This window comes from Nocardia goodfellowii (assembly GCF_017875645.1).
Taxonomy (GTDB): domain Bacteria; phylum Actinomycetota; class Actinomycetes; order Mycobacteriales; family Mycobacteriaceae; genus Nocardia; species Nocardia goodfellowii.
Map to the genome: position 1 here is coordinate 7,855,342 of NZ_JAGGMR010000001.1, position 11,138 is coordinate 7,866,479.

Genomic DNA, 11,138 nt, shown 5'->3' on the forward strand with positions numbered 1-11,138 from the left:
GTCAGCATGCCAGCCCCCCACGGGGTCTCGCGCACCGGACCGGACATGACAAAGGCGGCGTCGATCACCTCTAGGCACTGCCCTGGGCGGCCCCTAGACTTCTGCCGCGGATCCGGTGTGCACCGGGTGTCGAGTGGCTGAGCCGGGTGAGGAAGGGGCCGCATGGACACGGTCAGAGAGGTTGCCGAGGAGGGCAAGCGGCTGATCGATCGGGCGTGGCTCGGTGAGTTGTCCCGCGAGGAGGCGGTACACCGATTCATCCAGGTCGGCGACGGCATGGTCTGTCCGGTGACGGCGCGGGAGATCATCGACGACGGTGTGCGCTGGCTGGATTCCAACGCCACCCGACTACGCGTGCTCGGCTGGTGCGCCTTGCTCGAATTGCCGGTGTTCGGCGGTTTCGCGGTCCTCGCGGTGCTGTTCGGCGACTATTTGACCGCCACCCTGTCCCTGCTGCTGCTCGTGGCGCTGCAACTGATCCACCGCAAACTCATGCCGCATCCCACCCCGGTCCGGAAGGTGCGCCGCGTCCGCCACTGAGCGCCGCTGCGGCCCAGCCGTTTTCGCGTATCGTCGGAAATGTGACGAGCCTGCGGTGCACGGTTTTGCTGCTGATCGCACTCGTCACCGCCGTGCTCGCGGCGGTCGGAGTGCCGGTCTACATCCACCCGCAAACCGATCCGCTCCGGCCGGCCGATGCCATCGTGGTGCTCGGCGGCACCGCCTACGAGCGCTTCGATCTCGGCCTGGACCTGGCGCGGCAAGGGTATGCGCCGCAGCTGCTGATCTCCCGGTCCACCGGCAACGACGACACGGTGATGGACAAGTACTGCGCCGGTCAGTTCGACTTCGCCGTGCACTGTTTCATCCCGGATCCGTGGACGACGGACGGGGAGGCGCGGGAAATCCGGCGGCGCGCGGCGCAATTCGGCTGGCGGCACCTCATTGTGATCACCTACACCCCGCACGTTTCGCGAGCCCGCTACATCGTCGACAAGTGTTTCGACGGTGAATTGACGATGGTGGCCAGTCCCAGTGCGTCCGGGGTGAAGTTCTGGACCTGGATGTATATCCGCCAATCCGGCGGCTACATCCGGGCTTTTCTGCACCGCGGTTGCTGAACCTCGGCACACACTCGCTCGCTCCGGCTGAGCAGCGGCGGGAACGGATAGTGTCCGGGGCATGGCCGAGCCGATCAGCGGACCGCACCCCCATGAACCGCACGCCGAAGGACTGTCGACGCGGCTGAACTGGCTGCGCGCGGGCGTTCTCGGTGCCAACGACGGCATCGTCTCCACCGCCGGTCTGGTGGTCGGCGTGGCCGCGGCGACCACCAGCACCTCGGCGATCCTCGCCGCCGGTGTCGCCGGGCTGAGCGCGGGCGCGATCTCCATGGCGGTCGGCGAGTACGTCTCGGTCAGCACCCAGCGCGATTCCGAACAGGCCCTGCTCGCCAAGGAGGCACGCGAACTCGAGGACGAGCCGGAATCCGAACTCGAGGAACTGGCCGGCATCTACACCGCCAAGGGCCTGAGCCCGGAAACCGCGCGCCGGGTGGCCGAGGAACTCACCGCGCACGACGCGTTCACCGCCCACGCCGAGGCCGAATTGGGTTTGGACCCCGACGAACTCACCAATCCGTGGCAGGCGGCGGTGTCCTCCGCGGTGGCGTTCACCCTCGGTGCGCTGCTGCCGCTGCTGGCCATCCTGCTGCCGCCGGTGCAGTTGCGCGTGCCGGTGACCTTCGTCGCGGTACTGATCGCGCTGGCGCTCACCGGCTCGGTGAGCGCCCGGCTAGGTGGCAGCGACCGCGGCCGGGCAGTGCTGCGGGTGGTCGCCGGAGGCGCGCTGGCCATGGCGGTGACCTATGGAATCGGCCAGCTGACAGGGCTTTCCGGAATCTGACGGTCCTGTTTCCGTCGCCGGCGAGCGGGTATTGCGTCACTCGAGTTCGAAACCCACCGCTACGACCCAGCACCGGGTCGGGCACCCGTGCCGCCGACCCGCCCCGCGAGGAGATTCCGAGCGCGGCAGGTACCTCGGCGACGACCCCCCTAGCCGACGGAGGTGACGAGCCATGCCGGAGGAACTGAGAGTACGAGACGATGAGAGCACCGCTTACGAACTCGTCTCCGGTATGTCCGAACTGACAGCACTGCTGCTGTCCACCAGCGATATCGAGGCTTCCCTACGTGAGCTCGCCGCGGTCGCTTCGCGCATGCTGCCCGGCAAGCCGATGGCCGGTGTGTCCATCAAGCGGGCGGGTGACACCGTGACGGTCGGCGCGACCGGCGCCGAGGCGACCCGGGTCGACGAAATCCAATTCCAGCAGCAGACCGGCCCGTGCCTGGAAGCGATGAACAGCGCCGAACCGGTGCTGGTGCCCGATGTCGCGCAGGAACGACGCTGGGGCGACTATCCGGCACGGGTGATGGCGCACGGCATACGCTCCATCTACTCACAGCCGCTGCTCAACGACGGCGAGCCCATCGGCGCGCTGAACCTGTACGCGCACGCCCCCAATGGTTTCGACGCACAGACCCGCTGGGCCATCAAACTGACCGGCGAGCACACCAGCGTCCTGCTGACGACCGCGCTGGCGATGGCCCGGCAGAACGACCGCACCGCACAGTTACGCGCCGCCCTCGCCTCCAGATCGCTGATCGACCAGGCTTTGGGAATCGTGATGGGACAACGGGGTTGCACCCGGGCCCAAGCCTTCGAAATCCTGCGCAGCGCCTCGCAGAATCGCAACGTCAAACTCGTCCGGATCGCGCGCGACATCATCCGCACCGTCACCGGCGCCGAGCCCGAGGGCAGACCGCACTTCGGCGAGGGCATCGGGCAATAGTTCCGTTTACTTCCCTGATCAGCTGACCACGTGGTTAGAATTCGAGTCCTCTCCGAGTCCCGAAGCGCGGCTCGCCCTTCGTGATCGTCAACGACTCAGGAGGACTCCTATGCCCTTTTTCGACCGCCGCGACGCGGGCCGCCGACTCGTGGAACGCCTGCGCGCGTTCCGGGGTGACGATGTGGTCGTGCTCGCCGTGCCACGCGGTGGAGCGGAGGTCGCCTTCGAGGTGGCCACCGCGCTGCGGGTACCGATGGATGTGGCGGTGGTGCGCAAGCTCGGAGTGCCGTTCCAGCCCCCGCTGGTGTTCGGCGCCATCGCCGAGGATCAGGTTCGGATTATCGACGACGACACCGTCGTGCGCGCTTTCGTCTCCGAGAAGGAGCGTCGGCAAGTACTGCTGACAGAGCGAGAAGTGCTGGCGCGCAAGGCGATTGTCTACCGGTGCGGGCGACCCCGGCTGCCGCTGGCGGGCCGCACGGCGCTGATCGTCGACGACGGCGTCACCACCGGAGCCACCGCGCAGGCCGCCTGCGCCAGCGCCCGGGCCCAAGGCGCGATCCGCGTCGTCTACGCGGTGCCGGTCGGCCCGTGCCGGCCGATCCGGCAGCTGGCCACCCTGGTCGACAATGTGGTCTGCCTCGAGACGCCGGAACTGTTCCACTCCATCGGCCAGTGGTACCGGGATTTCCACGAGGTCGACGACAAGCAGGTCGTGGACCTGCTCGATCGGGCGAACAACCGCTGGTTACAGACCCGCAGTCTGGGTACCGGACCGCCCGGTGCGGCGTGGCCGTCGCGACCGCACGCGCGATGAGCACGGCCGCGGCGCGGGCGATCGTCGCTCGCGGCGGGATCTGTTCGGGCGTAGGCTAGAAACATTCTCCGAGTCCAGCAGCGCGGCTCGACCCGTGGCGCAATTGACTCAGGAGGTCTCGTAGATGCCATTTCACGATCGTCGTGACGCCGGTCGGCGACTCGTCGAGCGGTTACGCGGATTCCGCGGTCCCGATGTGGTGGTGCTGGCGGTCCCGCGCGGCGGCGTCCCGGTCGCGCACGAGGTGGCGCAAGCGCTGGGGTTGCCGCTGGAAGTGGAAGTGGTACGCAAACTTCGGGTCCCGTTCCAGCCCGGTCTGGTGTTCGGCGCGATCGGCGCCAATGGGGTGCGGGTGATCGACGAGCCGATCCTGCTGCGCGCCTTCGTTTCCGGCCCGGAACGCGAACGGGTCGAGCGTGAAGCCCGGAACACTTTGTCCCGCAGCATCCTTCGTTACAGCGGGGACCGTACCCGCGCCCGCCTGGACGGCAAGACCGCCGTCATCGTCGACGACGGCGTCGCCACCGGCGCCACCGCCCGCGCCGCCATCGAGGTCGCCCGCGCGCGCGGCGCCGACCGCGTCGTCCTGGCCGTCCCCGTCGGCTCACCCCGCGCCATCCGCAGCCTCAGCCGCGTCGCCGACAATGTCGTCTGCCTGGAAACCCCGGCCCTGTTCCACTCCATCGCCCAGTGGTACCAGCGCTTCGACGACATCCCCGACGCCACCATCCTCGAATTACTCACCCGCAGCACCCCACCGGCCGCCCTGCCCCAAACCGACCCGGCGCTATAGCTTTACGGCCTACGGCAACGCGGCGTCCGCCGGAAAGCGGTGCACGACCTCGATACGCCCGACGATGTGCGTATTGAATTCCGCCAGATCCTCCGCGGGAATCCAATATTCGAGAATGTCGCGACCGCCCGCCTGCTGGACGTCATAGCCGGAAAGATATTCCGTTTCCACGGCGAACGTGGTGACGTATCCGGCGCCGGAAGCCGGCACATTCCAATCGCGGGCGATCATGATGGCGTACTGCTCGGTGAGAACCGGGTAGAAGATCGGCTGGTCCGGTAGCCGCGGCGGCCATCGCCGCCAGTCGGCGGCGGCGACCAGCTCCAGCTCTTCCGGCCCGGTCGGGCGCCACAGTGTTGTCGTCGACATTCGGCACATGATGCCGCACCCGGCCGGGGTGCCGCACTCCGTTTACCCCCACACACGCCGATGCCGGCCGACGGGCCCGGTGCCCGTCGGCCGGCATCAGTGCGACCAGGTCAGCGTTTGAAGGCATCCCTCAGTTTGTCCGCGGCGCGCTTCAGGTTGCCGCGGGACTGATCTCGGCGCCCCTCCGCCTCGAGTCGGCGATTATTCGTCGCACGGCCGAGGAATTTCTTGACTTTGCCTGTGGTCGCCTGGATTTGATGCTGGAACCGATTTTCCCGTCTCGGGCCGGAGCCCTGGGGACGGTCGTTGAACCCTGACATCGCCCAACCTTTTAGTAATAGTGGCGGCGGCCGCCGACCGGGCGGCCGACCGAACCGGCGATCAGCAGCACCAAGCCGATAATCAGCACGATGATGCCTGCCGTCGTAAGCAGTGGAATTCCGAGCAGCCAACCGACCACCAGAAGTACCAGTCCGAGAACAATCATGGTTCTTATCCCTTTCTCGACGATCGAACGCTGATCGCCAGGCTTGTGAAAATCACCGAGGGGCGGTGCGGGGAGCGGGCTCCACCGAACCATTCGGCTTGGGCAGGAAGCGGTTCATGCTCCATACCGGCTTGGTCCCCGACGGTGGGGTCGCCGCGGACTGCGGCTCATTGGCTCGCTGCGCGGCCGCCATTTCCCGGCGCGACTGCCGCAGTTCCCGGCGCGTGGCCCGGCTGCGCGAAGACGCACGCCAAGCACCGGCCAGCAGCAGAGCTAGTCCGAGCATCCCGACGGCCCCGACAACGATGCCGGCGAGAAACACCTCACCGGCCGTAGCGGTGAAGCTGTAATCGAATACTTCGAATTTTCCTGTCGAGGCGTCGATTCCGCCGCTGTTCGCCGCCACACCGGCGGCGCCGACGATGACCGCCGCAATCAGGACGAGCAGCCCGATGAGAATGATCATGACAATCCCGTGGTCGCTGGAGTGTGCATTACACAGGAGGCTATTCCCGGCAAATACCAACCCAAACAACGTTTCTACCAGCCACTTTTCGGGCGGCTGAAAGCTAGCCGGGTTTCGTGCGGCCGAAATCGAGGCGGCGGGTCACCCGGTCCACCACGTCCGGCGGCATCCCCGGTTCCCGGCGCGCGGCCAGCGCCTCGCGCCGACCGGCGTCGCCGATCTCCGCACGCACCTTGTTCATCAGCCGCATATCCTTCATCGCCTGCGCGCGAGCGTCTTCCTCGTCGGCGGCCTGCGGGTCGGCGCGCGCCATGCGCCGACGGAACTGCTCACGCAGCCCCTCATAGAGTTCATCGGGCAGATTCTCGCTCGCCGCAAGCTCTTTCAGTTTGGCCACCTGTGCGCGCATCACCCGCTCCCACAGTTCCCGTTCCAGCGCGCGTTCGGCCCGGGTGTCGGCGTGCACCCCGGTGAGCCGAACCACCAGCGGCAGTGTCGGCCCCTGCACCAGCAGCGTGAACAGGACCACCGCGAAGGCCGTGAACAGGATCTCGGTCCGGCCGGGGAACTGCGCGCCGGTGTCGGTCAGCAACGGAATGGCCAGCGCCAGTGCGACAGTCGCCACGCCGCGCATCCCCGCCCACCAGGTCACGATGGTCTCGCGCCAGGTGTAGGGCTCGTCGGCGTCCATTCGCCGCCACCAACCCTGGCCGATCGCCCAGGTGGCCAGCAACCACACGAGTCGCAGCAGCACGACCACCGCGACCACGGCCCCCGCGACACCGAGCAACCGCGGCCAGTCGTGCCCGGTTGCCTCCAGCACGGTGCCCAGCTCCAGGCCGATCAGCCCGAAAGCGAAACCGGCGAGCAGCATTTCGGTGATCTCCCAGAACGAATCGCTGACCAGCCGATAGTCTCGATCACCGATATCGGTGACGGCGTCGGTCAGATACAGCGCGCACACCAGCACCGCGAGTACGCCGGAACCGTGCCAGGCCTCGGCGAAACCGTAGGCGGCGAACGGCAGCAGCAGGCTCAACGCCACCTGCCAGGGCGCTTCCTCGAGGTACGCGGTCAACTTGGTCCCAGCCCAGCCCAGCGCGAGCCCGACCAGCACCGCGACGACAGCCGAGATCACGAATTCGCCGGCCGCGTGCAGTGTGGAGAAGTGCCCGGTCACCACCGCCTGGACCGCGACGGTGTAGATGACGATGGCGGTGGCGTCGTTGAACAGGCCCTCTCCGTCGAGCACCACGACCAGTCGGCGCGGCAAGCCGAGCCGGCTCGCCAGCGCGGTGGCCGCGACCGGATCCGGCGGCGCGACAATGGCACCCAGCACGATCGCGGCCGCGATCGGAAAACCTGGATACCAGTGGTGGAACACCGCGGCCACGGCCGCCGCCGTCGCCGCCACCAAGCCCACCGCGCGCAGCGCGATCGGCCGCCAGTTCTCGGCGAACTGCTGCCACGAGGTCCGGCGGGCCGCGGCATACAGCAGCGGCGGCAACACCAGCGGCAGAATCAGATGCGGTGGCAGCTGGATCCGCGGCGCCGCGGGGATCAACGCCACCACGCAGCCGAACACCGTCATCAGGACCGGCGACGCGACCCCGATCCGCCGCGCCAGCGGTTCGGCCAGGATCGTCGCGAACAGCAGCGTGAACATCAGCACCAACTGGTCCATGACCGACCAGTCTGCGGTGCCCCGCCCCGTTTTCCACCCAGCCGCGCCGACGAACCTCCGGGGAGGTGCCGGTATGGCCCCAGCGGAGTAGGTTGGGGCGGACCCGGGCGGGGCCGAGAGTGGTTGGCAGACAACATTAGTGGGGGCATGGTGCTGGATATCTTCGACAGCGGATTCGCGGCGGATCCGTGGCCGACGCTGGACCGGTTACGCCGGGCGGGCGGCGTCCATCGGGTACGCACGCCCGACGGTCCACCCGCCTGGCTGGTGACGGGATACGCCGACGTGCGGGCGGTGCTGCTGGACACCCGGCTGACTACCGGCACCCACTACGCGAACGGCCGCGACTACCGCGGGCACACGATGTATCCCGGTGCGCACGCGCGGCTACGACAGGTACTCGCCACCGAGTCGACGCCGCGCACTACGGACGAGTGGACCCGGCGAGCCCCCGAATTGGTCGAAGCACTGCTGAAAGACCTGGATCCGGCGACCATTGTCGATCTGGTCGAACGGCTCGCGGTTCCGCTGCCCGCGGCCGTGCTCGGCGAGTTGCTCGGATTGCCCGCCGCCGATCGCGAAGCGGTACTGGCGTGGGCGAATTCGACGCTGCTGTCCGCCGCCGGTCGTCCGGCGGCGCAAGCCCTCGATACCCTTCAGGCGATGCACGCCATCATCACCGGGGCCATCGATCGCACTCGCGGCACCGACACGGTGCTCGGCCGTCTCGTCGCCGCGCACGAGGGAGGTTCGATCGACGCCGAGGAGTTGCAAGCGGGATTCCGCTATCTGCTGTTTTTCTGGTACCAGGTGCTGACGGATCTGGTGACGGGTGCGATCCTCACCCTGCTGACCCATCATGACCAGGTTCCGCTGCTGCGCACCGCCCCCGACCGCGCCGTAGACGAATTGCTCCGCTACCTCTCCCCGCAGGTGCTGGCGAGCCCCCGCTTCGCGACCACCGACCTGCCCCTGGGCGATTACACCATTCGGGCCGGCCAAACAGTGCTGTGCTGTCTCGCCGGCGCCAACCACGACCCGGCCGCGTTCCACGCACCCGGCACCCTGGATCTGGCCCGCGAACCCAACCAGCACCTGAGCTTGGGCCACGGCCCGCATTCCTGCCTCGGCACCGGGCTGATCCGCGCCGTCACCGCCACCACCCTGCATCATGTCTGCACCCGCTGGCCCGCGATGACATCGACGATGGAGCCGTCGGAGATCCAGTGGCGCTCGGGTTTCCGGCATCGAGGTCCGCTCGCCCTGCCGGTGCGCCTCGCGTGAGACCCGCTACCCGAGGTGCGGCAGACCGAGGCCGACGGGTTGGGGCCGTCGTTGCCAGATCGGCACCCAGTCCCACCAGGTCACGCACCGCCACAACCATTCCACCGGCCCGTAGCGCAGCCACCGCAACCACAATCCGCTGAATATCGCCTGCACCAACATGATCGCGAGGGCCAGGAGCAGCAGCGTCCGATAGTTACCGGAGTCCGGCAACAGCGAGTCGGCCATGAGGATCAGCGCCGTCGCGCCGAGGTAATTGGTCAACGCCATCTGTCCTATCGGCCGTAACACCGCACCGGCGCGTGCGCCCAAGTCGGTGTGCAGCACGATGAGCAGCCCTGTCGCGTAGGCCACGGCGCCGAGCAGACCCGCGAGCGCGGGCGCCGGGCTACCCCAATCGAGGTAAGAGGTCCGGTACTCCCACTTCCCCGCCAGCACCGCGGCAGGTAAGGCCAACGCGAACACCAGTGCCACCAACCACCCACGCCGCCGCAGGAACTCGACGACGCCGAACCGCCCGGCAGCCATCCCGAGCAGGAAGAGCCCCGGGAGAAGGCCGAATCCGTCCCAGAGCGCCATCGCCGCCCCGGCCGTGGCCGCGAACCCGACGACCAGCACCGCCCAGCTCGGCACCGCCGAGGCGGGCAGCAGGATCACCAAAGCCACCACGGCATAAGGCAATAGCGCCTCACCCGGCTGAAACAGCTGGTGTGCCAACCCCAGCGCACCCAGTGCCAGCACTCTGCGCGCCAGCACCAGCCATGGCCGCTCCGCACGTGCCGCGACGCGTTCGGCGAACAGCGCGAAGCCCAGGCCGAACAGCACCCCGAAGATCGGCAGAAAGCACCCTTCGGCCAGCACCGCCAGCACCTGCCGCGTCGGATCCAGCACGCCGGGCGCCACGGTCGCGGGCACACCGGTCACCTGCCAGGTCTGCACGATCACCGCCCCGCATACGGCGAACCCCCGCAGCGCGTCCAGTTCCGGGACTCGCGCCCAGACATCGCGATCGCCAGTCATAGCCTCACGCTATCGAAAGGCAGGCGGGTGCTCGCGGATTTGGCCCGCGATGTCGTCCGCCGCTACCGGTGGCGACGGATGGAGCGCGTGGACGGGCGGTTCGAGGGGCGGGTGGCGGTGGGGTTGGGCCGCAGGTGATTGCCCCATGGGGCCGGGGCGGGGCGGGTGAGGCGACGCTCGGGCTTCTTGGCGGAGAAGCGACGCCACCACATCGAATTCAACGCGCCGCCCGGCGATGCTCGACCGGCCCGGGCAAACTGTCCAGCCACACCCGGCCCGGGTCACCCGCCGTTCGGACCAACCGCCGTGCGAAGAACTCCGGAACATCGATCACCCTTCAACGATCCCAGCCGCGTCCACCGATTTTCGGGACCGCCTTCAGGCGACCCCGTCAGCCAGCGTGTTCCCAGCGCCGCGGCGGAGCTATCGCGGCACGTGGCGGCAGGTCCGGGTCGGCGGTGGCCGGTGGCCGGTGTTCTCGGCGTGCGGATGCAGCCGGTGCTGCCAGGGATGCCCATCGGTGCGGCGGGGTGGGCGCGCGCCACGGTCGGGCAAAGGGGGCGGCGCGGCGTGACAGAGCCGCCCGGCCCGCCAGAGCAGGAAGATCGACAAGGCGATCAGGACCTGCCGGAAGGTGGTCCAACGTTCGCTCGATGCGGCTGCCATGCGTCCGGTCACCTCGGCGGGGGGAAGAAGGGTAGGGGAGGTAGTTCCAACTGGGGCAGCATCGGGGCCGGTGGTGGCGGCGGCGGAGGCGGTTCGTAGGGCGGTTCGGGCGCCGGCGGCGGCGGGGCATATTCGGGGATGTACTGCGGTTCCGGAACAGGCTCCGGCGCCACCTGTTCGACCGGTTCCGGTTCCGGCGGCGGAGGCGGTGGCGCGCCGGGAGCGGGCGGCGGACTCGGCACCGGTGCGCGCGGCGTACTCGAGGCCCCGGCGATCGGGTCGGGCGGCGGGGCACATGCGAAGCTGCCGTCGGGCAGGAAGTTCCAGCGTTTGACTACGCCCGCCTGCGAGCAATCCTCCCCCACCGCCTTGCCGTTCGGCCCGACCTTCACCGCGGCGCAGTTCCAATTGCCCTGCTTCATCTCCCAGCGGGCCCGCACGCCACCGGCCGAGCAATCGTCACCGATCTGACGGGCCGGGAACGGCGGGCCGGGGGGCGGTGCGACGGTGGGCGAGTTCGAGGCGGAGTAGGCGGCGGTGTTCTCGGCGGGTTCCTCCGAGCGCGTGGCCAGGGCGACGGAGACGACCACCGCGGCACCGGCCGCCAGCGCGGCCGCGATCGACAGGACACGAGTGTGGTCGCGTCGCTCGTCTCTCGGTCCGGGGTCGCCTTCGGATTCCACCATCGCACCGCCTTCTCT

15 protein-coding genes are annotated in these 11,138 nt (G+C 68.6%); 7 read left to right on the plus strand and 8 right to left on the minus strand.

Annotated elements, in window-relative coordinates:
• Positions 1–162: 162 nt before the first annotated feature.
• The 6 genes from BJ987_RS36440 to BJ987_RS36465 all read left to right on the plus strand — a co-directional run bounded on the left by BJ987_RS36440 (position 163) and on the right by BJ987_RS36465 (position 4,461).
• Positions 163–540 (plus strand): hypothetical protein, encoded by a 378-nt coding sequence (locus tag BJ987_RS36440; RefSeq protein ID WP_209897559.1) that lies wholly within the window; start codon positions 163–165, stop codon positions 538–540.
• Positions 541–590: 50 nt separating this feature from the next.
• Entirely contained in the window at positions 591–1,121 is a 531-nt protein-coding gene (locus BJ987_RS36445) for a YdcF family protein (protein WP_372446963.1), read from the plus strand.
• A 61-nt stretch (positions 1,122–1,182) separates the two neighbouring features.
• Positions 1,183–1,905, plus strand: a complete 723-nt coding sequence (locus BJ987_RS36450) for a VIT1/CCC1 transporter family protein (RefSeq protein WP_209897560.1) — start codon at positions 1,183–1,185, stop codon at positions 1,903–1,905.
• 172 nt (positions 1,906–2,077) lie between these two features.
• The gene (locus BJ987_RS36455; RefSeq protein ID WP_209897561.1) at positions 2,078–2,851 is read left to right on the plus strand and encodes a GAF and ANTAR domain-containing protein; all 774 of its coding nucleotides are present in this window, start codon (positions 2,078–2,080) and stop codon (positions 2,849–2,851) included.
• A gap of 109 nt (positions 2,852–2,960) precedes the next feature.
• Positions 2,961–3,668, plus strand: coding sequence for a phosphoribosyltransferase (locus tag BJ987_RS36460; protein ID WP_209897562.1), 708 nt, complete (start codon positions 2,961–2,963; stop codon positions 3,666–3,668).
• 124 nt (positions 3,669–3,792) lie between these two features.
• A complete protein-coding gene (locus tag BJ987_RS36465) occupies positions 3,793–4,461 on the plus strand; it encodes a phosphoribosyltransferase (protein ID WP_209897563.1) in 669 nt (222 codons plus the stop codon).
• Between the two features lie 9 nt (positions 4,462–4,470).
• On the opposite strand, the gene BJ987_RS36470 is transcribed toward BJ987_RS36465, so the two are convergent.
• The 5 genes from BJ987_RS36470 to BJ987_RS36490 form a co-directional block, all read right to left on the minus strand.
• Positions 4,471–4,830: an ADP-ribosylation/crystallin J1 gene (locus BJ987_RS36470; protein WP_209897564.1), complete on the minus strand. Its 360-nt coding sequence runs from the start codon at positions 4,828–4,830 to the stop codon at positions 4,471–4,473.
• Positions 4,831–4,940: 110 nt separating this feature from the next.
• A complete protein-coding gene (locus BJ987_RS36475) occupies positions 4,941–5,150 on the minus strand; it encodes a CsbD family protein (protein ID WP_209897565.1) in 210 nt (69 codons plus the stop codon).
• An 11-nt stretch (positions 5,151–5,161) separates the two neighbouring features.
• Positions 5,162–5,317: a DUF6131 family protein gene (locus BJ987_RS36480; protein ID WP_194819630.1), complete on the minus strand. Its 156-nt coding sequence runs from the start codon at positions 5,315–5,317 to the stop codon at positions 5,162–5,164.
• 52 nt (positions 5,318–5,369) lie between these two features.
• Entirely contained in the window at positions 5,370–5,783 is a 414-nt protein-coding gene (locus BJ987_RS36485) for a hypothetical protein (RefSeq protein WP_209897566.1), read from the minus strand.
• A gap of 103 nt (positions 5,784–5,886) precedes the next feature.
• Positions 5,887–7,467: a Na+/H+ antiporter gene (locus tag BJ987_RS36490; protein ID WP_209897567.1), complete on the minus strand. Its 1,581-nt coding sequence runs from the start codon at positions 7,465–7,467 to the stop codon at positions 5,887–5,889.
• A 123-nt stretch (positions 7,468–7,590) separates the two neighbouring features.
• Here BJ987_RS36490 and BJ987_RS36495 point away from each other — a divergent pair, with 123 nt between their 5' ends.
• Complete coding sequence (locus tag BJ987_RS36495) at positions 7,591–8,751, plus strand: cytochrome P450 (protein WP_209897568.1); 1,161 nt, start codon at positions 7,591–7,593, stop codon at positions 8,749–8,751.
• A 6-nt stretch (positions 8,752–8,757) separates the two neighbouring features.
• Here BJ987_RS36495 and BJ987_RS36500 read toward each other — a convergent pair whose 3' ends face one another.
• The 3 genes from BJ987_RS36500 to BJ987_RS36510 form a co-directional block, all read right to left on the minus strand.
• Positions 8,758–9,771, minus strand: a complete 1,014-nt coding sequence (locus BJ987_RS36500; protein WP_209897569.1) for a DUF418 domain-containing protein — start codon at positions 9,769–9,771, stop codon at positions 8,758–8,760.
• Between the two features lie 423 nt (positions 9,772–10,194).
• Positions 10,195–10,437, minus strand: a complete 243-nt coding sequence (locus BJ987_RS36505; RefSeq protein WP_209897570.1) for a hypothetical protein — start codon at positions 10,435–10,437, stop codon at positions 10,195–10,197.
• A gap of 8 nt (positions 10,438–10,445) precedes the next feature.
• Positions 10,446–11,123, minus strand: a complete 678-nt coding sequence (locus BJ987_RS36510; protein WP_209897571.1) for a hypothetical protein — start codon at positions 11,121–11,123, stop codon at positions 10,446–10,448.
• Positions 11,124–11,138: the final 15 nt, after the last annotated feature.

Excerpts from the sequence above, each read along its gene's own strand:
- BJ987_RS36505 (WP_209897570.1), bottom strand. The coding sequence starts at position 10,437 with ATGGCAGCCGCATCGAGCGAACGTTGGACCACCTTCCGGCAGGTCCTG.
- BJ987_RS36475 (WP_209897565.1), bottom strand. The coding sequence starts at position 5,150 with ATGTCAGGGTTCAACGACCGTCCCCAGGGCTCCGGCCCGAGACGGGAA.
- BJ987_RS36485 (WP_209897566.1), bottom strand. The coding sequence starts at position 5,783 with ATGATCATTCTCATCGGGCTGCTCGTCCTGATTGCGGCGGTCATCGTC.
- BJ987_RS36450 (WP_209897560.1), top strand. The coding sequence starts at position 1,183 with ATGGCCGAGCCGATCAGCGGACCGCACCCCCATGAACCGCACGCCGAA.
- BJ987_RS36460 (WP_209897562.1), top strand. The coding sequence starts at position 2,961 with ATGCCCTTTTTCGACCGCCGCGACGCGGGCCGCCGACTCGTGGAACGC.
- BJ987_RS36440 (WP_209897559.1), top strand. The coding sequence starts at position 163 with ATGGACACGGTCAGAGAGGTTGCCGAGGAGGGCAAGCGGCTGATCGAT.
- BJ987_RS36500 (WP_209897569.1), bottom strand. The coding sequence starts at position 9,771 with ATGACTGGCGATCGCGATGTCTGGGCGCGAGTCCCGGAACTGGACGCG.
- BJ987_RS36470 (WP_209897564.1), bottom strand. The coding sequence starts at position 4,830 with ATGTCGACGACAACACTGTGGCGCCCGACCGGGCCGGAAGAGCTGGAG.
- BJ987_RS36480 (WP_194819630.1), bottom strand. The coding sequence starts at position 5,317 with ATGATTGTTCTCGGACTGGTACTTCTGGTGGTCGGTTGGCTGCTCGGA.
- BJ987_RS36455 (WP_209897561.1), top strand. The coding sequence starts at position 2,078 with ATGCCGGAGGAACTGAGAGTACGAGACGATGAGAGCACCGCTTACGAA.
- BJ987_RS36490 (WP_209897567.1), bottom strand. The coding sequence starts at position 7,467 with ATGGACCAGTTGGTGCTGATGTTCACGCTGCTGTTCGCGACGATCCTG.
- BJ987_RS36510 (WP_209897571.1), bottom strand. The coding sequence starts at position 11,123 with ATGGTGGAATCCGAAGGCGACCCCGGACCGAGAGACGAGCGACGCGAC.
- BJ987_RS36465 (WP_209897563.1), top strand. The coding sequence starts at position 3,793 with ATGCCATTTCACGATCGTCGTGACGCCGGTCGGCGACTCGTCGAGCGG.